At 67.8% G+C, this 25,096-nt stretch carries 23 protein-coding genes; 7 read left to right on the top strand and 16 right to left on the bottom strand.

Features of this window, described 5'->3' with window-relative positions:
• Positions 1 to 199: 199 nt before the first annotated feature.
• Both AC3WTC_RS07230 and AC3WTC_RS07225 read right to left on the bottom strand, forming a co-directional pair.
• Positions 200 to 853 (bottom strand): response regulator, encoded by a 654-nt coding sequence (locus AC3WTC_RS07230; RefSeq protein ID WP_032975280.1) that lies wholly within the window; start codon positions 851 to 853, stop codon positions 200 to 202.
• Positions 846 to 3,869 carry a sensor histidine kinase gene (locus tag AC3WTC_RS07225; RefSeq protein WP_492711221.1) on the bottom strand — a complete coding sequence of 1,008 codons (3,024 nt, stop codon included), beginning with the start codon at positions 3,867 to 3,869 and terminating at the stop codon, positions 846 to 848. Before AC3WTC_RS07225 ends, AC3WTC_RS07230 begins: the two co-directional genes overlap by 8 nt.
• Positions 3,870 to 4,383: 514 nt before the next feature.
• On the opposite strand from AC3WTC_RS07225, the gene AC3WTC_RS07220 reads away from it, so the two are divergent.
• The 6 genes from AC3WTC_RS07220 to AC3WTC_RS07195 all read left to right on the top strand — a co-directional run bounded on the left by AC3WTC_RS07220 (position 4,384) and on the right by AC3WTC_RS07195 (position 10,750).
• Positions 4,384 to 4,800 carry a helix-turn-helix domain-containing protein gene (locus tag AC3WTC_RS07220; RefSeq protein ID WP_025878527.1) on the top strand — a complete coding sequence of 139 codons (417 nt, stop codon included), beginning with the start codon at positions 4,384 to 4,386 and terminating at the stop codon, positions 4,798 to 4,800.
• A complete protein-coding gene (locus AC3WTC_RS07215) occupies positions 4,797 to 5,453 on the top strand; it encodes a hydrolase (protein WP_033831352.1) in 657 nt (218 codons plus the stop codon). The genes AC3WTC_RS07220 and AC3WTC_RS07215 overlap by 4 nt, the downstream gene beginning before the upstream one ends.
• 2 nt (positions 5,454 to 5,455) lie before the next feature.
• Complete coding sequence (locus tag AC3WTC_RS07210; protein WP_025878529.1) at positions 5,456 to 5,881, top strand: DoxX family protein; 426 nt, start codon at positions 5,456 to 5,458, stop codon at positions 5,879 to 5,881.
• A gap of 119 nt (positions 5,882 to 6,000) precedes the next feature.
• Entirely contained in the window at positions 6,001 to 7,848 is a 1,848-nt protein-coding gene (locus AC3WTC_RS07205; protein WP_492711224.1) for an amidohydrolase, read from the top strand.
• Positions 7,827 to 9,110, top strand: a complete 1,284-nt coding sequence (locus AC3WTC_RS07200; RefSeq protein WP_492711219.1) for an alginate export family protein — start codon at positions 7,827 to 7,829, stop codon at positions 9,108 to 9,110. Before AC3WTC_RS07205 ends, AC3WTC_RS07200 begins: the two co-directional genes overlap by 22 nt.
• Positions 9,104 to 10,750, top strand: a complete 1,647-nt coding sequence (locus tag AC3WTC_RS07195; protein WP_059064418.1) for an MFS transporter — start codon at positions 9,104 to 9,106, stop codon at positions 10,748 to 10,750. The genes AC3WTC_RS07200 and AC3WTC_RS07195 overlap by 7 nt, the downstream gene beginning before the upstream one ends.
• Positions 10,751 to 10,824: 74 nt before the next feature.
• Here AC3WTC_RS07195 and AC3WTC_RS07190 read toward each other — a convergent pair whose 3' ends face one another.
• Positions 10,825 to 11,649, bottom strand: coding sequence for an alpha/beta fold hydrolase (locus tag AC3WTC_RS07190; protein ID WP_025878533.1), 825 nt, complete (start codon positions 11,647 to 11,649; stop codon positions 10,825 to 10,827).
• 192 nt (positions 11,650 to 11,841) lie between these two features.
• Here AC3WTC_RS07190 and AC3WTC_RS07185 point away from each other — a divergent pair, with 192 nt between their 5' ends.
• Positions 11,842 to 12,231: a hypothetical protein gene (locus tag AC3WTC_RS07185; protein ID WP_492711216.1), complete on the top strand. Its 390-nt coding sequence runs from the start codon at positions 11,842 to 11,844 to the stop codon at positions 12,229 to 12,231.
• 56 nt (positions 12,232 to 12,287) lie between these two features.
• Here AC3WTC_RS07185 and AC3WTC_RS07180 read toward each other — a convergent pair whose 3' ends face one another.
• The 13 genes from AC3WTC_RS07180 to AC3WTC_RS07120 all read right to left on the bottom strand — a co-directional run bounded on the left by AC3WTC_RS07180 (position 12,288) and on the right by AC3WTC_RS07120 (position 24,879).
• Positions 12,288 to 12,992 (bottom strand): DUF2968 domain-containing protein, encoded by a 705-nt coding sequence (locus tag AC3WTC_RS07180; RefSeq protein ID WP_025878535.1) that lies wholly within the window; start codon positions 12,990 to 12,992, stop codon positions 12,288 to 12,290.
• Between the two features lie 100 nt (positions 12,993 to 13,092).
• A complete protein-coding gene (locus AC3WTC_RS07175) occupies positions 13,093 to 15,243 on the bottom strand; it encodes a TadG family pilus assembly protein (protein ID WP_492711214.1) in 2,151 nt (716 codons plus the stop codon).
• Between the two features lie 8 nt (positions 15,244 to 15,251).
• On the bottom strand, positions 15,252 to 15,716 hold the full coding sequence (locus AC3WTC_RS07170; protein WP_025878537.1) for a DUF3613 domain-containing protein: 465 nt from the start codon (positions 15,714 to 15,716) through the stop codon (positions 15,252 to 15,254).
• Positions 15,713 to 16,597 carry a tetratricopeptide repeat protein gene (locus AC3WTC_RS07165; RefSeq protein WP_105165017.1) on the bottom strand — a complete coding sequence of 295 codons (885 nt, stop codon included), beginning with the start codon at positions 16,595 to 16,597 and terminating at the stop codon, positions 15,713 to 15,715. Before AC3WTC_RS07165 ends, AC3WTC_RS07170 begins: the two co-directional genes overlap by 4 nt.
• Before the next feature lie 5 nt (positions 16,598 to 16,602).
• Complete coding sequence (locus tag AC3WTC_RS07160; protein ID WP_492711211.1) at positions 16,603 to 17,532, bottom strand: type II secretion system F family protein; 930 nt, start codon at positions 17,530 to 17,532, stop codon at positions 16,603 to 16,605.
• Between the two features lie 28 nt (positions 17,533 to 17,560).
• Positions 17,561 to 18,508, bottom strand: coding sequence for a type II secretion system F family protein (locus tag AC3WTC_RS07155; protein ID WP_025878540.1), 948 nt, complete (start codon positions 18,506 to 18,508; stop codon positions 17,561 to 17,563).
• 2 nt (positions 18,509 to 18,510) lie between these two features.
• Positions 18,511 to 19,860, bottom strand: a complete 1,350-nt coding sequence (locus AC3WTC_RS07150) for a TadA family conjugal transfer-associated ATPase (RefSeq protein WP_025878541.1) — start codon at positions 19,858 to 19,860, stop codon at positions 18,511 to 18,513.
• Positions 19,845 to 21,101, bottom strand: coding sequence for a CpaE/TadZ family protein (locus AC3WTC_RS07145; RefSeq protein ID WP_134832705.1), 1,257 nt, complete (start codon positions 21,099 to 21,101; stop codon positions 19,845 to 19,847). Before AC3WTC_RS07145 ends, AC3WTC_RS07150 begins: the two co-directional genes overlap by 16 nt.
• 28 nt (positions 21,102 to 21,129) lie before the next feature.
• Positions 21,130 to 22,488, bottom strand: a complete 1,359-nt coding sequence (locus AC3WTC_RS07140) for a type II and III secretion system protein family protein (RefSeq protein ID WP_025878543.1) — start codon at positions 22,486 to 22,488, stop codon at positions 21,130 to 21,132.
• 18 nt (positions 22,489 to 22,506) lie between these two features.
• Positions 22,507 to 23,556, bottom strand: coding sequence for a Flp pilus assembly protein CpaB (gene cpaB / locus AC3WTC_RS07135; RefSeq protein WP_025878544.1), 1,050 nt, complete (start codon positions 23,554 to 23,556; stop codon positions 22,507 to 22,509).
• 24 nt (positions 23,557 to 23,580) lie between these two features.
• A complete protein-coding gene (locus AC3WTC_RS07130; protein WP_025878545.1) occupies positions 23,581 to 24,054 on the bottom strand; it encodes a TadE/TadG family type IV pilus assembly protein in 474 nt (157 codons plus the stop codon).
• Complete coding sequence (locus AC3WTC_RS07125; RefSeq protein WP_032975294.1) at positions 24,051 to 24,596, bottom strand: A24 family peptidase; 546 nt, start codon at positions 24,594 to 24,596, stop codon at positions 24,051 to 24,053. The genes AC3WTC_RS07130 and AC3WTC_RS07125 overlap by 4 nt, the downstream gene beginning before the upstream one ends.
• Before the next feature lie 100 nt (positions 24,597 to 24,696).
• The gene (locus tag AC3WTC_RS07120; RefSeq protein ID WP_025878547.1) at positions 24,697 to 24,879 is read right to left on the bottom strand and encodes a Flp family type IVb pilin; all 183 of its coding nucleotides are present in this window, start codon (positions 24,877 to 24,879) and stop codon (positions 24,697 to 24,699) included.
• Positions 24,880 to 25,096: the final 217 nt, after the last annotated feature.

Genomic DNA, 25,096 nt, shown 5'->3' with positions numbered 1-25,096 from the left:
GTCGAAGGCGGGGTGGGTCCGGTGGCAGGGGCGTGAGCCGCATGGATGCGGCGACCGAGCTTACATGGACGTACTTGTAGCGGCCCCTGCCACCGGACCCACCCCGCCATCCCGCAGAAAACCCGCTGTTGCTGTTGCAGTTGCCGTTGCTTCGGCCGTTGATTCGGCGGGTGCCGGGCGCAGCCCGGCCGAAACCCCTTCACTCCTGACCGGTGTCATCCAGGCTGATGATTCCGCGACGCAGTGCCTGGGTTACCGCGTGGGTCCGGTCGCCAACGCCCAGTTTTTCCATCAGGCTCTTCATGTGTGCCTTCACCGTCTGCTCGGAAATCTGCATGCGTTCGCCGATGCGCTTGTTCGACAGGCCGCCGGCCACGTGGCGCAGCACTTCGGTTTCGCGTGGCGACAGCCGGTCTTCCACCACGTGCGCGGCGATGCTGGCCGCCACTTCCGCCGGTATCGGTGCGCGACGGCCACTGGCCACGGTGCGGATGGTGGCCACCAGTTCGTGGCGCAGCATGTCCTTCAGCAGGTAGGCGCTGGCACCGGCCTGCAGCGCGCGCACGGCGCGCACGTCGCCGCGGTAGGTTGTCAGCACGATGATGCGTGCGCGGGGATCGATCGCACGGATCCGCACGATTGCTTCCACGCCATCCATGCGTGGCATCTGCAGGTCCATCAGCACCACATCCGGGCGCAGCTGCTGGTAGCGGGCAAGGGCTTCCTCGCCGTCGGCTGCTTCGCCGAGCAGGCGCAGGTCGGCATGTGCGCCGAGCAGTGCGGCCAGGCCATCGCGCAACAGCGGATGGTCATCAACCACCAGCACGCCGATGGGAGGAAGGGATTCAGTCATGGGAGGTTCTGCTCCAGGGCCAACGCCAACGCGCTGGATGTCGGTGATACAAGCGACGCGCCGGCACGGACAGTGCGACTTCGGTACCCAGGCCGGGGCGTGTCCACAACTGCAGCTCCGCACCCAGCCGTTGTGCGCGCTCGCGCATGCCCTGCATGCCCCAGTGTCCGCCGCCGGCATTGTCATTGGCGATGCCGACGCCATCGTCGCGCACATGCAGCAGGAAGCAGCGCGTGCCGTAGGACAGTTCCACTTCGATGGCACTGGCCTGCGCATGCCGCAGCGCGTTGCGGATGGCCTCGCGCCCGATCAGGAACACTTCCTCGGCGGCTTCGGCCTGCAGCGGCGGCGGGGTGCCTTCCATGGTCAAACGCAGTGGATTGGTGCCTTGGCCTGCATATTCGGCATGCACGTCGGCCAGTGCAGAGGCGAGATCGCGGCCGGCAAACGGTGCGTCGCGCAGCGCGTTGACCCGTTCCCGGCCTTCGGCCAGATTGCGCTCGGCCAGCAGCATCGCCGATTCCAGCTGGGTGCGTACCGGCTCTGGTGTCTGTGCCGACTGGCTGATGGCGTGCAGGCGCAGGATGAGTCCCTGGCTGCCCTGCAGCAGGGTGTCGTGCAGATCGCGCGCAATGCGCTCGCGCTCGCCGTTGCGTTCCTGCAGGCGGGCGCGGAACAATGCCGCCAGCTGCCGGCTGCGGACCCGCACGGCCAGCGCCAGCGCAGCCATCACCACGCAGACGCACAACAGTTTGAACCAGGCGGTCTGCAGGAACGTCGGTGCGATGTGGAAGCTGCGGCTGGCTGGCGTGCTGCTCCAGATGCCATCTTCGTTGGCTGCTTCCACCTCGAAGCGGTAATGGCCCGGTGCGAGGTTGGTGTAATAGGCGCGCGTGCTCGCGCCGGCCTCCTGCCAAGCGTCGTCCACGCCGGACAGTCGGTAGCGGTAGCGGTTGCGCTCCGGCCGCGCCAGCGACAGCGCGACATAGTCGATCTGCAGCTGGGTAGTGCCGGCCGGAAGGCGCAGTCCCTCCTGCAACGGGGCCTGTGTACTGCCATACAGCACGTCACCGATGCGCACGCCAGGCGCCATGGTGTTGATGTGCGACTGCCGCGTGTCCAGCCACGCCAGGCCTTGATTGGTGGCAAGCCACAGCAGGCCATCAGCCGCCAGTACCGCAGTGGGGATGGGGCCGCTCTGCAGGGCGATGCCCGGCATGCCGTCAACCGCGTCGAACAGGCGGGGGGCTATCGCCTGGTCGTTGCGCAGCGCGCTGCGCAGGGTGGCAACCTGCAACCGCACCAGGCCGCGGCTGCCATTGAGCCAGAGCAGCCCGTTCGCATCGGCGACCATGCCGGTGATGCCTTCCAGCACGCCGGCCATGTCGGTGCGCACCGGCAGGAAGCGGCCGTTGCCGAAACGCGCGGCCAGGCCGGCCTCGCCAGCGACCAGCAGCAGATCCTTGTGCTGCAGCAACGCGGTTACCGGGCCTACCGACAGCCCTTCGGTGGCGTCGTAGGAGTTGACCGTAGCGCCGTGCAGGCGGCGCAGGGTGCCATCGGCGTAGCCCAGCAGCAGCGCACCGTCATCGGTACGCGCCAGCGACGAACAGGCCTGCTCGGGAAGCCGGGTTTCGCGACGCCAGCGGTTGTCCGTGTAGTGCAGCACCGCGCGCTCGCCGGCGCAGGCCCAGGCCTGGTCCGCATCGGCAAACAGCAGGGCGTGCAGTGGCTGCCCGGTGAACGGTGCCGGCAGCGGTATGAGGGTGGTGTGGCCGCTGACGGTGCGCGCCAGATTGATCCAGTCGAACTGCCATACCGGAGTGGGTGCCTGCCGTGCCGCGGCCTGCAGCTGCGCAGCGCTGCCGCCCAGCAGCGGACGCCGCAGGTCGAACAGCTTCAGGTCTTCGCCATAGCCATACACCCGGCCATCAATGGCGCGTACCAATGACCGGTACGGATCGGTAGGGCCCACCGCCAAGGTCTGCACGCTGTGCGCACGGAAGCGGTTGAGGCCGAGGTTGGTGCCTACCCAGATGTTGCCTTCGCGATCGGCAAGGACCGGCACTGCCGACGTCGCGGTAAGGCCCTGCGCGGCATCGAAGCGCTCCATGCGCACAGCCTGTTGGCCGTCGAAGGTGACCCGGGCCACGCCACCGTGCGGGCTGAGCGTGGCCCACAGGGCCCCGTCGGCCGTGAACTGCAGGCGCGAGGCGACCAGCCCGGGCAGCCGCCGTGCTTCACGTTCCTCGGCGGGCAACAGGCCATGCGCGTTGGCCAGCGGCGACGTGCCGCGCACGCGGTCGGCCAGCCAGATTTCGCCGCGCGGGCTCTCGACCAGCGAGGCCATCTGCGAGACCGCGATGCCGGTGGCTTCGAAGCGGGCCGCGCCAGGAGGGCGACGCCATATCTGCAGGTCCGCCAGCACCCAGAATGTGCCGTGGCGGTCCTGCAGCACCCATTGCACGCGTCTCTGCGGCAGGCCGAAGGAAGCCGGCGGCTCCTGCCAGCGATGTCCATCGAACCAGCGCAGGCCGCCATTGACGGCAGCCCACAGGCGGCCGTTGCGGTCATGCGCGAAGCGGGGGACAACACCCACCGGCACGCCCTGCGGGCGGCCGAAGCTGCGCAGGCGTTCCTGCGTGAACTGGCTGATGCCTGCCTGGAAGTAGCCGATCCACAGGCCACCATCGTCGCCATCGAGGCCGAGGGTGACCATGTTGGTGGAGGGAAAACGGGTGCCCGCCGGTGCGGCCTGCCGCTCGAAACGCCGGCCGTCGAAGCGGTACAGGCCCGAACCCGTCGCCAGCCACAACATGCCCTGGCGGTCCTGGACGATATCCCAGATATCCCCCGGGGCGCCCTGGCCGACGCGCCAGGCGGTGTGCTGATAGCCGGGCATGCCATCGCTCACTGCGGGTTGCTGCACGGCGAAGACGGGCAGGGCAGTCAACAACAGCAGGCACGACAGCAGCGCCGGCAGGCGACGCAGGAAGGGGAAGGGGCGGCCACGCATGCGGTCATTCTGGCAGGTGCGGGGCAGGCCGGGGTGACCCGTTCGGGGTAGGCGTACCGCTTCGGTGTCCGCTATCACGCCGTGATGGATGACGGAGCCCGGCGATGCAGCGCTTGTATGTGATGTTCCCTGACCGCGGCCCCGGACTGGGATTGCTGTGGCTGCGCCTGTGCGTGGCAGGAGGGCTGTTGGCGGGCGGAAGTCCGGCCGGTGTGCCGGGACTGCTGTGCCTGGCGGCGATCGGCCTGCTGCTGCCTGGGCTGCTGACCCCGCTGGCGGTGATGCTGGCGGTGCCGGGGTTGTACGGACAGGGCGCGGCGCTGCCCTGGCTGCTGCTGCCGTTGGCCCTGCTCATGCTGGGGCCGGGCGCGTATCGCTGGATGCGCGGTTGTTCGGCCGCCGCCTGCTGCAGCGCCGGCCTCCCCCGAATGGGTGAGCGCCGGCCTCGACCGACGGGGGTAGGGCGATCGCAGCCGGCGGCACACCATGGGTGCTCCCGTCGCGGCGCTCCTTCATGGCTACCGTCCAGCCTCCTGCCCTGTCCGCAACCACGTTGGCACCGCACCAGTCGGCTGCCCTGCAGCGTGCGCTGCGCTACATCGACGAGCACCTGTCGCAGCCGCTGCGGGTGACCGAGCTGGCTGCCGTTGCCTGCGTAAGCCGGTTCCATCTGGTGCGGTTGTTCCGCATGGGTACCGGCGCCAGTCCGCTGCGTTACGTGCGCCGTCGGCGCATCGAACGCGCCACGCAGCTGCTGCCGACGGCCGCGCAGTCGATGACCTGCCTGGCCCAGCATCTTGGCTTTTTCGACCAGAGCCACTTCGTCCGCAGCTTCCGCGCCGAGACCGGCTGCAGTCCCGGCCAGTACCTGGCCGATGGCGCGGCACGTTCCCAGCCCCCTGTTGTTTCCTCCACCGGAGTCCACCCATGAGCCTCGCCACCGCCACCCCCGCCAAAGCACTGCTGTCACCGGCCGACCACGCCCTGATACTGATCGACTACCAGTCGCAGATGGCATTTGCCACCCACACCATCGACATCTCCGCGCTGCGCAACAACGTGTCGTTGATCAGCAAGGGCGCCAAGGGTTTCAAGGTGCCGGTGGTGCTGACCACGGTGGCCGAGAAGTCGTTCTCCGGCCCGATGTTCCCGGAGCTGCCGGCGATCTTCCCCGGCCAGGCGGTGTTCGATCGCACGTCGATGAACACCTGGGAAGACCAGCCGGTGATCGATGAGGTGAACCGCATCGGCAAGCGTCGGCTGGTGCTCGCCGGCTTGTGGACCAGTGTGTGCATCGTCGGCCCGGCGCTGTCGGCGCTGGAGCAGGGATTTGAGGTCTACGTGATCACCGATGCCTGCGGCGATGTCAGCGAAGAGGCGCACGAACGTGCGATCGCCCGCATGGTGCAGGCCGGTGCCGTGCCGATCACCAGCGTGCAGTACCTGCTGGAACTGCAGCGCGACTGGGCGCGTGCTGAAACCTACGACCTGACCACCGGCATCGCCCGTGACCATGCGGGTGGCTATGGCGTCGGCATCCAGTACGCCAAGACCATGTTCGGCGCGCAGGAAGGCGGGCACTGAGCGTGCGCGATGGCCATGGCCTCGACCTGGCCTTGTTGATCCTGCGGGTGGCGGCGGGAGGATTCCTGCTGCCGCATGCGCTGGGCAAGTTGTTCGGCTGGTTCAACGGGCCGGGCCTGGCAGGTTTTGCCGGCGAACTGCGTGGCTTCGGTCTGCCGTCGTCGGCGCCGCTGCCACTGCTGCTGGCGCTGCTGCAGGTGGTGGCCGGTAGCGCTGTGATGCTGGGCTGGCAGGCCCGGATCGCCGCGCTTGTCGCTGCCGCCTTCATCGCCTTCACCGCCCTGCTGGCGCTGCGCAACGGGTGGTTCTGGATGCGCGGCGGGGCCGAGTATCCGTTGTTGTGGACGCTGGCACTGCTGGCCATCGCCCTGGCCGGGCCCGGTGCATGGGCGGTGGATGGTCTGCTTCTTTCTGGAGACATCGCGTGAACAACGAACCTCTCGATCCTGGCCGCCGCAATGTGGTGCTGGCCACCAGTGCCGCGCTGGCGCTGGGCCTGACTGGCGGTACCGCCGCGGCCATCCAATCCCCTTCCAAGGAGCGTCGCATGAGCACACTGGTCATCCGCAACGCACGCATCACCACGCTTGATCCGCAACAGCCGCATGCGCAGGCACTGGCCGTGCAGAACGGCCGCATCGTTGCCGTGGGAAGCGACGAGGACATCATGCGCGGTTGGGGCGGCGAAGCCACGATCGTCGACGCGCAGGGGCGGCGCATCGTGCCCGGCCTCAATGACAGCCACACCCACCTGATCCGCGGTGGCCTGAACTACAACCTGGAACTGCGCTGGGATGGCCTGCGTTCACTGGCCGATGCGATGGCCATGCTGAAGGCGCAGGTTGACCGCACGCCCGCGCCGCAGTGGGTGCGCGTGGTCGGTGGATTCACCGCGACCCAGTTCACCGAAAAGCGCCTGCCGAGCCTGCAGGAACTGAACGACATCGCTCCGGATACGCCGGTGTTCCTGCTGCACCTGTACGACCGCGCGCTGCTCAATCGCGCCGCGTTGCGTGCCTGTGGCTATACCAAGGAAACGCCGGACCCGCCCGGCGGGCAGATCGTGCGCGATTCGCTGGGCAACCCGACCGGCCTGCTGCTGGCCAAGCCGAATGCATTGATCCTGTATGCGACCCTGGCCAAGGGGCCGAAGCTGCCGGTCGAGTACCAGGCCAATTCAACCCGCCATTTCATGCGCGAGCTGAACCGCCTGGGCATCACCTCGGTGATCGACGCCGGAGGCGGTTTCCAGAACTACCCCGAGGACTACCAGGTCATCGAGCAGCTGCATCGCGATGATCAGCTGACCGTGCGCATCGCCTACAACCTGTTCACCCAGAACAAGGGCAGCGAGGTCAGCGATTTCCGTGGCTGGAGCGAGATGCTGCAACCGCGCCAGGGCGATGACCTGCTGCGCCACAATGGTGCCGGCGAGATGCTGGTGTTCTCTGCAGCCGACTTTGAACTGTTCAACGAGCCGCGCCCGGAACTGCCACCGGAACTTGAGCCGGAGCTGCACGATGTGGTGAAGCTGCTGGTGGAGAAGCGCTGGCCGTTCCGCATCCATGCGACCTACGACGAAAGCATCAGCCGCATCCTGGACGTCTACGAGCAGGTCAACCGTGAGATGCCGTTCGATGGCCTGCACTGGTTCATCGACCACGCCGAGACCATCACCCCGCGCAACATCGAGCGTATCCGCGCACTCAACGGCGGCATCGCCGTGCAGCACCGCATGGCCTACCAGGGCGAGGCATTCGTGCAGCGCTATGGCGTGCAGGCGGCGCGGCACACGCCACCGGTGAAGCGGATGCTGGCCGAGGGCGTGCCGGTCGGCGCCGGCACCGATGCTACCCGCGTGGCCAGCTACAACCCGTGGGTGGCGCTGTCGTGGCTGGTGACGGGACGCACCGTCGGCGGCCTGGCCCTGTACGGTGATGAGAACCTGCTGGAGCGCGAGCAGGCCCTGCGCCTGTGGACACAGGGCAGCGCCTGGTTCTCCGGCGACGAAGCGGTGAAGGGCACGCTGAAGGTGGGCCAGCTGGCCGACTTCATCCTGCTGTCGGCCGACTTCTTCCGCGTCGATGAGCAGCAGATCGCCGACATCACCAGCCTGCTGACCGTGGTGGGTGGCCGCATCGTGCATGGCGACGGCGACTACGCCGGGTTGGCGCCGCAGCTGCCTCCGGCGATGCCGGACTGGTCGCCGGTGAACCGCTTCGGTGGCTACCACGTCGGTGGCGGGGCGACCGGGTTGGCTGCGGCGCACCGTCATCACCATGGTGTGGCCTGCGGCACCCATGGTGCGCATGGCCACGCGGTCCGTCATCCGGCGCCAACCGACGACCTGACCGCGTTCTGGGGCGCGATGGGGTGTTCGTGCTTCGCGTTCTGACCCTGGCATCGCTGGTGTTGCCGTCGTTGGCGCTGGCCTGCGGCGGTGGTGCCTGTACCACGGTTGGCGACGGCAAGTTGCAGTGGGATGCATCGCTGCGCCTGCGTGGCATGTACTACGCCCCGACCCGGTTTGGCGTCGGTGCTGGCGACGATGGCTACGGCCTGCTGCGTGCGCTGGCTTCTGCCTCTTTCGCGCAGGGTGATTGGCAAGCGAAGCTGCAGCTGGGTACGCATGCCGAGCGCGGCAAGGCCGGCGGCCCAGGTCGTACCGATCGCGGCGCGCTGGACGTGCAGCAGGCGTACTGGCGCTGGTCCGGCGCTGGCATGCACGTGCAGCTGGGCCGGCAGGAAGCGGGCTATGGCAGCTCGCGCCTGTTGTCGGTGCGCGACGGGCCGAACATCCGCCTGGCCTTCGATGGTGCGCGGGTGGGGTGGCAGGGCAGGCTGGGCGCACTGGACCTGATGGCGCTGCGCCCGGTCGAGAACCGCCCGGGTGCTTTCGATGACCGCGGTGAGCGCGGTGCACACCTGCTCGGCGCGTATGCGACCACGGCCAAGGGCGCTGGCATCAGCCAGTGGGACCTTTACCTGCTCGACTATCGTCGCGAGGGCGCGCGCTTCGCCGCTGGCAGCGGCACCGAGCGGCGGCAGACCCTGGGCGCGCGCTGGTTCGGCCAGTCGGGTGCGCTGGACTGGAATACCGAACTGGTGGCGCAGGGCGGTGAACTGCGGGCGGTGACCGGCGATCTGGACATCCGCGCCTGGACCCTCGCCACCGATACCGGTTGGCGCTGGAGCGCGCTGCCGCTGCAACCGCGGCTTGGCCTGAAGGCCGACATTGCCAGCGGCGACGCAGACCCGGGTGATGGTCGTCTGGGTACGTTCAATGCGTTGTTTCCCAAGTCCGCCTATTTCAGCGAAGCCAGCCTGTTGGCACCGGCCAACCTGATGGATCTGCAACCGACACTGGCACTGCGCCTGCATGAGGCGGTGACCACCGAGCTGGGTGTACAGCTGGCCTGGAAGCATCGGCGCGCCGATGCGGTCTATACCACGCCGGCACCGTTGGCAGCGTTGCCCGGCAGTGCCGGAGGCGCACGCCGCATCGGTACCCAGTACAAATCCGAAACCCGCTGGCAGGTCAATGACCACTGGCAATGGCAGCTGCAGCTGGCCTGGGTCGACGCAGGTTCTGCACTGACGCAGGCCGGCGGCCGGGACACGCTGTTCGCCTCAATCGTTGGAGCTTGGCAATGGTGAACGCATCGGCGTCACAACACTCCCCGCAGGTCGATGGCGCATGGTCGCCGTTGAAGATCCGCATGTTCCGCTCGATCTGGCTGGCGATCCTGGCCAGCAACATCGGTACCTGGGTCAACGACGTGGCTGCGGCCTGGGTGATGGCCGAACGCACCGGTTCGGCGCTGATGGTCGCGCTGGTGCAGTCGGCCACCACCGTGCCGATCGTGCTGTTGGCGCTGGCGGCCGGGACCCTGGCCGACATCGTCGACCGCCGCAAGTACCTGCTGTTCACCCAGGGCTGGATGCTGCTGGTGGCGGCAGCGACCGCGGTGCTCACGGCATTGGACCTGCTGACGCCGCAGCTGCTGGTGCTGCTGACCTTCTGCATGGGCTGCGGTGCGGCAATGGCGATGCCGGCACAGGCCGCGATCGTCTCCGAGCTGGTTCCGCAGCCGATGCTGGCCTCGGCCGTGGCACTCAACTCCATCGGCATCAACATTGCCCGTTCCATCGGGCCGGCCATCGGCGGGGTGATCGTGGCCCAGCTGGGTGCGGTGTGGGCCTTCGGGTTCAACGCCATCACCTTTGCCGCCATGCTGTTCGTGGTGTGGGGCTGGAAGCGTGATCCGAAGGCGTCCAGCCTGCCGCCCGAAGGGTTCGGCGCTGGCCTGAAGGCGGGCCTGCGCTATGCCAGCCGTGCCGGTCGCCTGCAGGCGGTACTGATCAAATCGGCCGGCTTCTTCTTCTTCGCCGCGGCGATGAACGCGATGCTGCCGGTGGTGGTGCGCGGGCAGATGCAGGGCGGAGCGGGGCAGTACGGCGTGCTGCTGGGTTGCATCGGTATCGGTGCGGTGGGCGGTGCGCTGCTGCTGCCGAAGCTGCGGGCCAGGCTTGACCGCGACCTGCTGGTGCTGCTGGCCACCTTGTCGCTGGCAGCAAGCCTGGCCGGCCTGGCGCTGACCCGCAGCTGGTACGTGTTGCCGCTGGTGATGCTGGTCAATGGCTTTGCCTGGATCACCGTACTGTCCTCGTTGCAGATCGCAGCGCAGACGGCGGTGCCGGCCTGGGTGAGGGCGCGTGCGCTTGCCCTGTACATCATGGTGTTCTCGGCCGGCATGGCGGCCGGTGGCCTGAGTTGGGGCGCACTGGCGCAGCGCACATCGCCCGAGCTGGCACTGCTGGTGGCTGCTGCAGGTGCGGTCATCGGCGGCCTGCTGGTGTGGCGGGTACGCATTGCAGGCGCCGAAGATCTGAACCTGAGCCCGGCCGGGCACTGGCCAGCTCCGGAACTGTCGGTGCCGGTGTCGAATGATCGCGGACCGGTGCTGGTGACCATCGAATATCGCATCGATGCCGCCGACCGCGCCGCGTTCCAGGCGCAGATGCGCACGCTGGGAACGATCCGTCGGCGCGATGGTGCCGTGGTCTGGGGCGTGGTCGAAGATGTGGCAACCCCGGGCATCCATCTGGAGTATTTCGTCGCAGCGTCGTGGTTGGAGCACCTGCGCCAGCATGAACGCATCACCGCCGACGACAAGGCGATCCAGGAGGCGCTGCGCGCGCTGCATCGCGGCGAGCGCGCGCCGGTGGTGCGTCACTTCGTTGGCGGCCATGATCCATTGCCGGCGGCGGCGCCGCATCACCACAGCGATATCTGATGGTCCCGTGATGGAGCTGGCCGCTGGCCGGCTCCAGGGCAGGAGCGGGGGGGCACGGGCGCCGCCGCGATACGTCATCTGCGTGCGAATGCCAGCAGGTCGGCGTTGAACTGATCGGCATGGGTCAGGGTGAGGCCGTGCGGTGCACCGGCGTACACCTTCAGTTCTGCGTTGCGGATGATCTGCGAGGACAGCTTGGCCGAAGCATCGAAGGGCACGATCTGGTCGTCATCGCCATGCACCACCAGAGCCGGCACGTCGATCTTCTTCAGGTCGTCGGTGTAGTCCACCTCCGAGAATTCGTGGATGCAGTCGTACTGGCCTTTCACGCCGCCCAGCATGCCCTGCAGCCAGAACGAATCACGCATGCCTTCGGTGACGCTGTTGCCATCACGATTGGCGCCGAAGAACGGCGTGGCCAGATCCTTGAAGAACTGCGAACGATCGCCGCCGGTGCCCTTGCGGATGCCGTCGAACACTTCCAGCGGGGTGCCGGCCGGATTGCCTTCGGTCTTCAGCATCAGCGGCGGCACCGCGCCGACCAGCACCACCTTGGCCACGCGCTTGCTGCCATGGCGGCCGATGTAGTGCGCCACTTCGCCACCGCCAGTGGAATGGCCGACCAGGATCGCGTCCTTCACGTCCAGCGCATCCAGAACGGCAGCCAGGTCATCGGCGTAGGTGTCCATGTTGTTGCCGTCCCAGGTCTGGCTGGAGCGGCCATGGCTGCGGCGATCATGGGCGATCACGCGGTAGCCGTTCTGGCCCATGAACAGCATCTGCGGGTCCCAGGCATCGGACGACAGCGGCCAGCCATGGGCGAATACGACAGGCTGGCCGGTGCCCCAGTCCTTGTAGAAGATGCGGGCGCCATCATTGACGGTCACGAAATTGCTCATTGCAGGTTCCTTGGCGGAAGGGAGGGAAGACGCCTGCGGGTTGGCCGGCGCCTGCGGCAGTACAGCGCACGATGGGCGATGTGCATTGCACGGCTGTGCCGGATTGGCGTGGTCGTCGCGCTGACGCGACTCGCTCTGGCGGCAGGCCGGTGCTGATGGCAACCATGGCCATCGGACGCGTGAGGGCCAGTCATGAAGATGCCGGGATGGGCAGTGCTGCCTGCAGTGCTGTTGGCTGCTGTAGCGATGGCACAGACCAACGTCTACAAGTGCACCGGAGGTGAGCATCCGGTCTACCAGCAGACGCCCTGCCAGGGGCGCGCGGAGTGGCGCTGGGAAGTGCCCGGTGCCGAGTCGAAGGCACGCGGGCCCACACCTGCAGTCGTGCAGCCTGCCCGCAGCGCTAGCAGGCGGACGCCACGGCGCGGGCGCGCACAGGGCGCGCTGATATCGATCACGGCTGACCCGCGTGGCTGCGAGCGGGCGCGCCAGCGGCAGGTGGCAGCGCTGGCCAAGCCGCGCAGGCTCGACTACCTGCAGCGCAGGCAGCTGGATGACGCGGTACGCGAGGCCTGTCGTTGAGCACAACGAAAAACGGCACCCGAAGGTGCCGTTCTCGTCTACAGGCCCGGAAGACCTCAGCGGCCGTCGCTGGCGGCGGCCGGTGCCGTCGCCGCATCCGGCTTGGGCAGGCTCAGCTCCGGGTTGCCCTGTTCGGCCTGCAGGATCTGGATCCGTCGCTGCAGCGCATCGAGCTGGCTGTTGGTGCTCTGCACGTCGGTGCTCAGGCTGACCGCCTGCTGCTGTGCCTGCTGCAGCGCTGCGCTGACCTGCGCCGACTGCGCCTGCTGCTGTTCCATTTCCTGCTGCAGGGTGCGCAGGCGCTCTTCGTTGTAGGCCACCAGGCGCTCGGTGTAGCGCTTGCCGGCTTCCAGCCGGGTGGTGTCGATGTAGACCTGCGCCAGCTGTTCGGACTGCTGCGCGAAGGTGCGGTAGACACGCTCGGCGTTGTCGACGGCATCGGTCTTGATCACCCGCCAGAAGTTCTTCTCCTGGAACAGGGCCACGTAGTACGTCAGGGTATTGGCGTTGAACAGCAGGCTGGCGCCGTAGTTGCCGTTGTAGGTGGTACGCAGCTCGGTGAGCTGCTGCGCATCCATCAACTGCTTGAGTTCGTCGACGGTGTTGCGTACCACCGGTGCGGCCTTGGCCGGCTCCACCGTGGCAGTGCGATCGCCACGTGCGGCCAGCGCCGACGGCGCCACCACCATCATGGCCACGGCCAGCAGTGCTGCGCCGCGCCGATACCGGGCGAAGACGGTGCCCCCTGAAGTTTCTCGCATGTCTAGACCATCCACGGATGTAGTGTGGGTTGAGTTGAATGTAGTTCCCCGCCGCGAGTCTAGCATGGGCGCGGACGCCGCCAACCGGTGCCCGCGCGGGTCAGAAGACCAGCTGCGCCGAGCTGCACTGGATCGACTGCATGCTGACATCGGTGCGGCCCAGTTCCAGCCCGAGCAGGCTGGCCAGGGTGTTGGTCAGCAGGGTGCCGACGCTGTTGAGTACGGGCTTGAGCGCCGCCAGCACCGGGTTCAGCAGCGCACACAGCAGGCCACTGCAGGTGACGTTGTTGCCGGGGGTGGTCACGCCGCCGCCGTTCTGCCCATCCAGGAATCCGGCCGGGGCGGTCTGGATGTAGGACGCCAGGTTGGTGCGCACGCAGCCGTTGTAGTCGATCAGGTTGCCCAGCAGGCTGTCGCAGCGGTTGATCAGCAGGCCGCCGACCAGCGAGCCCAGCAGGCCGTCGAGCAGGCCCAGGCCCTGGCCGGTCACGGTGGCGCGGTAACCGGCCCAGACCGATCCATCTTCCCAGCAGGTGCTCAGGCCAATCAGGCAGGGCTTGGGTACGCCCTTGGTAACGGTCCAGTTGCCCAGCGGTGCGAGGTTGCGTGACGGATCGCCATCGCGCAGCAATGGAATCACCTGGTCCACGTTGTAACGCCCGCCGCTGGGGAAGGTCGCCTGCAGGTAACGGTCTGCCAGAGCCTTGGCGGTGTCATTGGCGCTCATGCCCTGCTTGGGTGAACTGAGCATGCCTGACAGCACCCGCAGCAGTTCGTTGACCAGGTCTGACACGGCGGTGCCGACGGCCAACGGGTTGATCCGGGTCGAGCCGGTCTGGCCTGCGGCCAGGGTCAGGCTCTGCGTGCTGGTCAGTGCCGGCAGGGTGACCTTGTCGTTGATCAGGGGCTGCCCCAGAAGCTTCAACAGCTGCTCGTTCTGCAGGGTCGCGTCGCAGACGTTGCTCTTGGAGAAGCGATCGGCCGCGTTGACCTTGCCGACGCAGGCGCGCAGTACCGAGGAATCGACCTGGACGGTGGCCGTCGGCGGCGCCGCACCGCACTGGATGCTGGTCAGTGTCCCCATCGCATTGGCCACATCCACGTGCAGTGGCAGATGCAGGCGGGTGCCGAGCAGGTTCAGCAGCGGACCAATCGCGAACAGGCGATCACTGTCGACGTCCACCATCAGCCGCACCTGCGCGTTGTAGGCGCGTGCGCCGACGCCACCGATGGCGATCGACGGCGGCTCCACCACGCCGGCCTTGACGTCGATGCCCAGCAGGTTCAAGCCCTGCACCTGCACACCATTGCCATCGTTGGCGATCGAGATCGCGGCGGTGACAAGATCCAGCACGTTGACCCTCGATTCCAGTGCGCTGCCGATGGTGCCGTCCGGTGAGATCACCTGCGCGAACAGGCCGCCGCCGCCGTTCTGGCTGCCCAGCAGAATGTTCAGCTGGTTGATGTCCAGCCGCGTGCCGACCAGGTTGGACAGCGCCTGCAGCTGTACGCCGACGGCGGTCTCGCGGCCCACCACCGTGGCAGTGGCATTGACCAGCTGTGCCAGTGATATGCGGTTGACCGACAGCAGCCGGTTGAAGTCGGCCACGCTGAGGTCGGCGGTGACCGGGATGCCCAGTGCCGCCAGCAGCCCCGACGGGGTGACGGTGGCCTGTGCCAGGCCGTCGTAGGACAGAATTGTTGCGTTGGTGACGTCCAGGCCGACCAGCCGAAGGGTCGCCATCAAGGGGGAGTTGCCATTGGTGCGCAGCAGCTGCGAACCCACTGCAAACACGGCGGTGGGTTCCGAACGCTTGGCCACCGCCTGCACGCGCAACGTGGGCAGCGTGCTGTTCTGGCCGAAGAACGGCAGTACGCCGCGTTCGGCAATGACCCGCACTGCGTTGCGTGGATTGCCTGCGTCCACGCTTGGGCTGAAGTGGTCAGCCGTTCCGCGGGTGGCATTCCAGTTGCCGCACTGGATCTGCACCTGCCCAGGGAAGGTGTTCTGTGCGAGCGCGTTCTGCCGGGCCGCGCTGTTGTCGGCGTTGTCGGGCCGGCACAGGTCCAGCCGTTGTGCGCCTGCCAGCGCAGCCAGATCGACCACCTTCTGCGCATCGCGCTTGGCCCAGAACAGGAAGCCGATCTCGATCAGGCCGAGCATGGCCAGCAGCGCGATCATCACCAGCATCATGGTGACCGACATACCGCCGCGCGGGCGACTGAAGCTGATGTGGCGTGCTCGGTTCATGGCGGGCCTCAGCGTCCGGATCGGGAGGATCCTGCGGACTTGGCGACGTCGGTTTCGAAGAATTGCGGAATGTCGTACTGGAAGCTCTTCAGGTAACGCGCGTAGCTGGATGTGGCCTGGTCGCCGAGGATCGGCAGGCGGGCACCGGCCACCTCGCCGGACGCTTGCAGGCGGAACAGGCTGCGAGTGGTGTCACCGATCTGCGAGGTGTTGGGCTGCAACTGCGTACCGCCGAAATCAGGCTTGGTTTCAGGGGCTGCGGGGGCTGCGATGGGCGCCGCGGCTGGTGGCGGCGATACGTCCACGGTAGCCAACGGCTCGCTGTGCAGGGGAGCGGCTGCCGGCGCGGGCGCGGCACCACCCAGCATCTGCCCGGTCAACGGTTGCTGCGGCGTCTGCGCCTGCACAACCGCAGCGAAAGACAAGCCGGCAAGCACCGGCAGCAGGCAGCGGATCAGCGGCGTCGAGGTCATGGCGTGTTCCCGGTGGGATGGTCGGTGGAGCCGAAGCGTTCCAGCATCGAGGGCGGCAGTCGTGGTGGGTCGCGTTCGTCGCGACCATCGCGGCGCGGTTCGGCGGCCAAGCGTGGGCCTGCGTTGGCGGGGGTGGCAGCTACCGAAGCAACTGGCCGTGCCGCTGCCGCCGCTGCAGCAGTAGCAGCGGCCTGGCGTTGCTGCAGCCGCGCGCGGATCTGCTGCGCCTGCTGTTCGACGCTGCGGCGGGTCTCCTCGCTGAAGCTGGCCTGTTGGGCCAGCCGTTCGACGGTGGCAGTGTCGCCACGCAATAGCGCCCACAGGGCAAGATTGGCGGTGGCCTTGGCATTGCCTGGCGACAGTTCCAGCGCCTTGGCCAGTGGCTCGCGTGCCTGTTCGAAGCGGCCGGCACGAAGCCGTGCATAGCCCAGGTCGCCGAGGTAATCGGTGTTCAGCGGGCTCAACTGGGTGGCACGTGCCAGCGCCTGTTCGCCGCCTTGGTCGTCGTCGCGGAGGGCAGCGATCAGGCCCATGCCGTGTGCAGCGGCCGCGGCCTGCGGGCCATTACCGAGCTCGCGGTACAGCGCCAGCGCCGCATCGATCTGGCCGGTCTGGCGCAGTGCGTCGGCCTGCAGCAGGCGCAGTGCCGGGGTATCGCCGTAGCGCTGGCGGAACGCATCCACATGCGCCAGCGAAGCGTACCAGGCGCCCTGCTGCTGCATCCGCTGGATCAGTTCCAGGTAGGCGTTGCGGCTGTCCTGCGGGGCCGGCGTCGGCTCGGCCAGGCTCGGCGCACGCAGGTACTTCGGCGTGGTGGAACTGCAGCCGGCAGCGGCGGCAACCAAGGCAAGCAACAGGCAGGCAGGGCGCAGGACAGGCATGAAGGTCATCCCATTCTCGACAAGGTAGTGGCCAGCGCGACCAGCGCCGGTCCGGCCAGCACCAGCATCAGTGCCGGCAGCAGGGTCAGCATCATCACCACGGTCATCTTCACCGAGAGCTTGCCGACCTTTTCCTTCAGCGCGTTGCGGCGCTGCTCGCGCAGGCGGACGCTGAACTGGCGCAGCGGTTCCTGCACGGCACCGCCGTGGGCGTGCACCTGCAGGATCAACTGCACAAGGCTGGACAGATCGTCATCGCCGTACACATCGCTCAGCCGGCGCAGCGACTGCGCGCGCGTGCGCCCATGGGTGTAGGACACATTCGCTTCCTGGATTTCCCCACCCAGCACCGGCAGTGCGTCGCGCAGCTTGTCGCCCAGTGTCTGCAGGCTCTGATCCATGCTGTAGCCCACGCCCTGCAGCAGGCGCAGCAGGTCGATCAACAGCGGCAGCTCATTGTTCACCGCGCGTCGCCGCCGCTTGACCCACGCACTGAGCGCGAACTTCGGCAGCAGCAGGCCAGCAGCCAGCGCGCCGATCACCACCATGATCCTCGACAACCCCGTGGCGTCACTCAGCGTCAGCGCAATACCCAGTACCAGCACCGCCAGCAGCAGCCGCAGGCCGAGGTAGATGGCGGTGCCGCGGCGGGTGTTCCAGCCGGCCAGGTCCAGCAGCAGGCGATCCTCACCGGCCAGCAGCGCCGCTTCCAGGCGTCCGCCGCTCAGTCCGCGGCCGAACTGCTCCAGCCAGCCGAGTGAATCCTTGCGTGCGTCGGCCGCTGTGTCGTCGCTTTCGCGCGGACGCAGCGCTGTTTTCAACGTGGCCTCGCTGCGGTCCTCGCGATGGCTGCGCACCCAGCTGCCAAGCCCCAGCAGGGCCACGCCGGCGGCCAACACCAGCAGGGCAGCCACGAACCAGATGCTGGCGCTCATTGGATGCCTCCTGCGTGGTCGGGGATGTTCATAGTGATTTGGCCAGGCGGTACAGCAGGAAGGCGCCGGTCAACTCCAGCGCCAGCGCGATCAGCAGGATCTTGTGGCCCAGTGGGTCGTGCAGCACCGGCTGGAAGAATTCAGGGCTGGAGATCGCCATCAACACTGCGCTGGCCGGTGGCAGGAGGCCCAGTACCCACGCCGACATGCGGGTTTCAGAAGTGGTTGCGGCCAGTTCCTGCTGCGCCTGTTCCAGGTCACGCATGAAGTCGCCCATGCGCTGCAGGATCTGGTCGGCACGGCCACCGATGCGCACGCTCACGCCCATCACCACCGCCAGCACCTTCAGCACGTCCATGCGGTAGGGCTGTGCGGCCAGGTTGAGCGCACGGTCAAGGTCCATGCCGCCACGTGCATAGCGCACCGTGGTGTCGAGCAGGCCGCGCAGCGGCGCGTTGGTCTGCATCGACGCGACCTGGAAGGCGGCCTGCAGGCTGTTGCCGAGCGCGGTAAGGCGCACCAGGTTGTCGAGGAAGTCCGGCAGCTGGTGCAGCAGCTGCGCCTGCAGCTTGCCGATACGGCGCATCAGCCACAGCCAGCAGCCCAGCAGGTACAGCAGCAGGGTCAGCGGGAACATCCAGAAGGTGCCCAGGCGCAACACCGCGAACGCGGACAGGGCGATGCCCGGCAGCAGCATCAGCAGCGGCAGCTTCCAGCCCGGTGCCAGGCCGGCACGCTGCAGCAGCCCGTTCCAGGGCAGGGCGCGGCGACCCGGCGCAGGCAGCGGCGCCTGCCGTGCTGCATCGGCCGGCGCGGCGGCAGCGCCGGTGCCGGTGCCGCGCGCCAGCTGCTGCTCGGCATGCTGCAGCGAGGCCTGGCGCTGTTCGCGGCTGCTGGCCGTCCCCCACAGCCACACCGCCAGCGCCAGCAGCACCGACACGATGCTCAGCACACCCAGCAGCAGGCCGGTACCCATGCTCAGAAGTCTCCGTACAGGGATTCGCGCAGCAACTGCCGGAACGGCTCCAGCTTGTGCGAATGTGGCTGGAAGCCGAGGCCGATCCAACGGTCGATTTCCTTGCCGCTGCCATCGATCTGCACTTCGTGGCGGAACATCTCCTGGGTGGTGATCAGGTTGTCGCTGACGCCGGTGATTTCAGTGATGGATACCAGCACCCGGCGGCCGCTGCCCAGGCGCGAGATCTGCACGATGAAGTCGATGGCACTGGCGATCTGCCGGCGCAGGCTGTCTTCGCTGCCCTGGAAACCGGCGAAGCCGGCCAGCATCTCGATGCGGTACAGGCAGTCGCGCGGCGAATTGGCGTGGATGGTGGCCATCGATCCGTCATGGCCGGTGTTCATCGCCTGCAGCATCTCCAGCACCTCGGCGCCACGCACTTCGCCGACCACGATGCGGTCCGGGCGCATGCGCAGGCTGTTGCGCACCAGGTCGCGGATGCTGACCGCGCCCTGGCCTTCGGCGCCACCGATGCGGCTCTCCAGGCGCACCACATGCGGGTGGTTGAGCGAGAGCTCGGCGGTGTCTTCCACGGTGATGACGCGTTCGTTGGCCGGCACATAGCTGGCCAGCGCATTGAGCAGCGAGGTCTTGCCCGAGCTGGTGCCACCTGACACCAGGATGTTGCAGCGGCCCAGCACCATCGCCTTCAGCAGCGCCTGCATCGGCGCATCGAAGGTGCCCTTGGCCAGCAGTTCGTCGGGCGTGAACGGATCCTTGCGGAACTTGCGGATGGACACCATCGGCCCGTCCACCGCCAGTGGCGAGATGATCGCGTTGAGGCGGCCACCATTGGGCAGGCGTGCATCGACCATCGGATTGGAATCATCCAGGCGGCGGCCGAGCGGGGCGATGATGCGGCGCAGGATGCGCAGCAGGTGGGTGTCATCGGTGAAGCGCTGAGGTGCGCGTTTGAGCTGCCCGCCCTGGGAGACATGCACATCCTTGAAGCCATTGATCAGGATGTCTTCGATGGTGGGGTCATGCAGCAGGTCATCGAGCGGGCCGAACCCGGTCAGCTCCTTGACCAGGCCTTCGGCCACCACCTGCATTTCTTCTTCGTTGATGGGGATGCGCCATTCCTGGATGAAACTGACCGTCTGCACTTCCACCCAGCGGGCGATGGTGTCGGGGGCCCAGGAATCGATGTCGATGCGCTCGTCTTCGATGCTGTTGAGCAGATGCTCGTGCGCGGCCGACAGCACCTTCTGGTACTGCTCGGTCTGTGCGAACGGCAGGCTGCCCGGTGCATGCTCCGGCACCGTGCTGCGGGCGACAACGTGCGGGAACGGGGTCACTTTGTCTTCCATTGCGATCCACCCAGGGCAAGGGCAAGTCTTTCCCGCAGGCCGTGCGCCTGGACCGGGCAGGCAGCCGGATCCAGGCGTTGCACCAGCGGGGCGAGGGCACGCAGGTACGGGTCGCGCGGCGCATCCTGCAGCAGCAGATGGCCATGGCTGGCGGAGGCGCGTACCCGCGACCGCTCGGGCAGGGTGGCCAGCAGCGGCAGCTCGAAGCGGCGCGCGATCTGTTCGGGGCTCATGCCACTGTTGTCGTCGTGGCGGTTGATCACCAGCTGCAGTCGCTTCTCGCGCTCGCGCTGGCCGGAAAGGTGCTTCAGGGCGTGGTCCAGCGACACCAGGGTGGCGATCGATGCGTCGGCCACCAGCCAGATTTCATCGGCCTGGTCCAGCAGCAGCGGCGGCAGCTGCCGCAGCGGGCAGCCGCCGGCATCGCACAGTACGCTGGAGAACACGCCGCGCAGTCGTTGCAGCAGCGCACCAGGATCGGAGGGCGGCAGTGCGTCGCTGCCGCTGGCACGGTCGAGCAGGACCAGTCCGCTGGTGTGCCGGGCCATCGCCGTGCGGGCCAGGGTGGCATCGATGCGGCTGGCATTGCGCAGCGCGTCTTCGTAGTGGAAGCGGCTGTCCAGGTTGAGGTACAGGGCGAGGTCGCCGGCCGGCTGCGCCAGCTCCATCAGCAGCCCGTCCTGCACGGCGGCATCGCCCTGGGCCAGGGTGCGGGTCTGCTGTGCGAGCACCGAAAGGTGTGCGGCCAACGTGCTGGTGCCGACGCCGGCGCGCACGCCCAGCAGCACGATCAGGCGCGCCTTGTGCGCCTGCTGTGCGCTTGCGGCGGGGCGCGGTGACAAAGCGCGACGCAGGGCGGCTTCGATGCCGGTGTTGTCACTGTCCAGGTCCAGTACATCGCGCAGGCCGGCGCGCAGCGCCATCACCACGCCTTCCACCTGGCCGGCGCTGGTGGCGCCCACGGCCACCAGAGTCAATTCGGGTTGGGTCTGCTGCAGCTGCTGCGCCAGTACCGTCGATGCCGAGGCATGCTCCGGGCGGAAGTCCAGCAGTACCAGGTTCTGCGGGCCACGCTGCAGGTCCTGGGCGGAGGTCGGCTCGCTGCTGTCCTGCCAGTGCAGTGCCGTGGTCGGCGGCAGCTTGGCAGCCAGGCGTGGCAGCAGTTCACGGTCGATCCCGTACAGGACCAGGTTCATCGGTGGTCCTTGCGGGTGCAGCGGCAGGGCAGTGGCGTAGGGCATGGGCGTAGTACCGGAGACGTCATGCAGGTCAGCGCGAGAAACCGGGAACCGGATCGCGGCTGATCGGGCCAAGCAGCCACGCGCCCCATTCGGGCATGTTCGGCTTGGCTTCGCGATCGCCGGGCAGCGGCAGTTCGGTATTGCGGGCAATCGGCTGTACCAACCGCGGGGTGACGATGATCACCAGTTCCTTGTCCTGGCGCTTGTAGTCGAAGTTGCGGAAGAACGTACCGATGATCGGCAGGTCGCCGAGCAGCGGAATCTTGTTGACCGTCGAGGCCACGGTGGAGCTGACCAGGCCGCCGATGACGAAACTCTCACCATCGCCTAGCTCGACGGTGGTGTCGGCGCGGCGGGTGGTGATCGAAGGGATCTGCACGCCGTTGAGCGCGATCGCATTGGTGTAGTCCAGGTCGCTGGCTTCCGGGGCAACCTTCAACGCAATGCGGTTCGGTGAGAGCACCGTGGGAGTAACGGTGAGGCCGATGCCGAAGGGCTTGTAGGTAACCGTGGTCGTGCCGAGCCCCTGCGGCTCCAGGATCGGCAGTTCGCCACCGGCCAGGAAGCTGGCGCTCTGCCCGGACAGCGCGACGAGAGTGGGCTCGGCCAGCACGCGCGCCATGCCGTTGGCCTGCAGCAGGTCGACATCGGCGTTCCACAGGCCCTTGGTCGAACCGAACACCAGCCTGAACGCCGAGGAGATCGGTGACTCGCTTTCGTTGCTCGACTCACCTTCCTTCATGCCAGGCAGGATGCCGGTGTTGCCTGGCAGCTGCCCGCCCGGCCGCGCGAATCCATAGGCGAAACCACCGTTGCGGTTCTGGAAGTTGATGCCGATCTGCTTCAGCGCGGTCTTGTTGAACTCGACCACCTTCACCTCGACCTGCACCACGCCGCCGCTGCTGATGGTGGAGGCATCGGCCAGGCTGCCGTCCTTGCCGAGCGCCATCACCGCGGTCTTCTGCTCCTGCATGTGCGCCAGCACGCTGTCGCTGCTTCCCTGCAGCAGCCCCTGCTGGTCCTGCTGGGTGAACACCAGTCCGCTGGAGCCGGCATCGGCGGCGCCCTGCACGGCACTCTGCACCCGCACCTGCACGCGCTGCGGTTCGCTCTGCTTGCGATGCCAGAGCAGCAGGGTGGTGGTGCCGGGGGCCTTGCCTACCAGCAGCGCCTGGCGTGCGCCGCGCAGCATCACGATGTCAGCTACGCCGGGGTCGGCGATGGCAACCCGTTCCAGGTCGGCCGGCAGCGTCCATGGCCGCTGTTCGCGGGTCTGCAGCAACAGATCGTCGGCAGCCACGCTCGCACCCGGTGCCAGCAGCACTAGCAGCAGGGCCAGCCAGCGCTGGCGGACAGTGGGGCGTAGGCGGTGGCGACGTTCAGTCATGTGCGCTCTCGGCAAGGGTCAAAGGGAGCCACGGGGGGCAGCAGTGTCGCCGCGGATGATTTCGATGCCCGCCGGTCGCGGCGTCGAGCGACGCTGCACCGGTGCACGCGCCGGCGTTTCGTGGACACTGCGCTGCACGCTGCTGCCGCGGCCAGCCAGCGCATCGCCATCCAGGCCGGCGTAGGCGTTGTTCTCCGGTCGCTGCAGGGCCTGCTGCTGCTCGTTGTCCAGGCCGCGCACCGGGTCCAGCACGCCGCGCGCCTGTGGGAACAGCGCCACATCCGGCAGGCCGGTATCGGCGGGATTGCGCAGGGCGAGGAACAGCTTGCCCTGCTGTGCGCCGAGCAGCAGCCGGTTGGCGTCGGCCACCGGCACCGCCAGCACCGCGGTGCGCGCCGGCTGCGTGGCATCGCTACCGTTTGCGTTGCTGGGGGCGCTGCTGGAACCGCTGGTGATATCGGCTGCACGTGAGTCGTTGCCTGCCGTGGCCGGGGCCTGGCCCTGGCTGCTCGTCGGGGCTGCCGCGATGTCCTGCTGTCCGTAGCTGAGCACGCGCAGGCGTGACAGCAGCAACCGCGTCTGTGCGATGTCCTGCTGGCCGTTGTAGCTGGTAGCGGCGCTGCGCAGGTTGAGGAAGACGTCAACGAAATCACCGGGCAGGATGCGATTGCCTGCCGCGACCAGCTCATCGACCGGCACCGCCAATGCCCGTTCACCCGGCCGCAGCTGCAGCGAGAAGCCCTGTGCCAGCAGGCTGGCAGCAATCGCGCTGCCTTCGCTGATGTCCTGCACCGGCACCTTGCCAACCACCGCTGCCAGGTCGGCAACGGCCCCCGGCACTTCCGCGGTGCGTTGTGTCAGCCGCACGCCATTGGCGCTGATCGGCTCGCCGGCGGGTAGCCGCGCGGTGGCTTCAACGACACTGAAGGTCTGCGCATCGGCCTTCACGATCGTGCTCGGGTTGTCCGCCGAGGCCGCAGGCTTCCGCCCGATCACGAAGGCGACCACGGCCAGCAGCACGGCGAGCGCGATCAGCGCGATGGCGGCGATGCGGGTCAACTTGAGCATGAAAATCGTCTCCTGTACCGATCGTCAGTTGCTGCCGAGGTCCAGCTGGGCGACCGCGACGCTGCGGATGGGGGCCTGCATCACCCAGCCATAGAGCGTGGCGGTGCCGGGCAGGAAGGGATGGGACGCATAGTCGTAGCTCACCGTCACGGTCATGCATTGCACCGTCGCCAGGCCGGCGCAGGGCGCCTGCGGCGAGACCACGATAGCGCCGGTGCCGCCGCCGCTGCAGTCCGGGTTCTGCCCGGAAAACTGCAACAGCCATTGCATGGAGCGGCGGGCCGCCAGGCAGGCGGCGGTGCGCCGCTCGCCGGCGTTGCCAAAGCGCAGCGAAGCACGCGCGCCCTCAGCCGAGGCCGTCGCCAGCGTCTGCTGCGCGGCCATGATCAGCACGCCGGAAAAGGTGAGCAGCAGCAGCGGCACCAGGCCGAGCAGCAGCATCAACGCGAATTCGATGCTGGCCACGCCGCGTTGGCGTTGGCGCGCGAACGCTTTCATGCGACGCCTCCATAGGTGGTTGCCAACACCCAGCCAATCGCCGCGAAGGCCAGGTAGGCTGCGTAGGGAATGCCCTGTCGCCCCTCGCGCGCGGCATGCAGTTCGCGCAGGGCAGCGTGGCCATTCAAGTGCGTGCTGGCGCGGTTTACCTGCATCTGCAGGCGCAGCGGCAGGTGACCGGCCAACTGCCGACCGGCCAGCACCAGCACGGCGTGGGCGCCTGCGGCCAGGCTGGCCAACACCCAGACCGGCAGCAATGCCTTCCAGCCCAGCAGCAGGCCGAGCACGGCGAAGAACTTCACATCGCCGGCGCCCATCCAGCGCACCGCATAGAACGGCAACAATGCCAGCAGGCCAACGACTGCGCCCAGCAGGTGTGGCGCCCAGGCCGTGCGCGTGGCATTGAACTGGCCGGCGATGATCAGGGGCACGGCGATCGCGCACGCGGCCAGCAGCCAGGTGTTGGGCACGCGGCGGGCGTACAGATCGCTGATCGCAATCCGCAGGCACACTCCCATGGCCAGCAATCCCAGCAGTGTCATCGCACACCCTCGTTGTCCGTCACTGGACAGTTGCAGAACCCTTCATCGGCCACCGCGGCCGCCATCGAAGCGACCGCAGGTGCTGCACCCTGCGCGCTGGCTAGGTGGTGGTGGCGTCGGTGGCAATGGCCTGCAGGCGGGTGAACAACGTGGTGAAGAACGCGGTGATCTGGGTTCTGCCCACCACGATCAGGATGCCGGCGATCACGGCGGCCAGCAGCCCGTATTCGAGCGCGGTCACGCCATCTTCTTCTTTCAGGAACTTGCGGATCGATGCGTTCATGACGGTTGTCTCCCTCTACCTGTCAGTTGCTGCAGGACACCTGCATGGCCGGTGGCCCGGCTCCGCCGGGACCGTCCGTAGGCCCCCGCCATCCTGGCGGAGGAGGCACGGCGGGCAATCCCGCTGTGCTCAAGCAGGGTGATCATTCCCGGGCAGGGCAGCGGCCGCGCAACCACGACCACCCAGCTCCAGGCCGGTGATCGAAACGGTATCTCGT

It is taken from the genome of Stenotrophomonas sp. FW305-C-20-S1 (assembly GCF_058783335.1).
The sequence above is the reverse complement of the archived record's forward strand: the minus strand, read 5'-3'. Positions and strand labels throughout refer to the sequence as shown.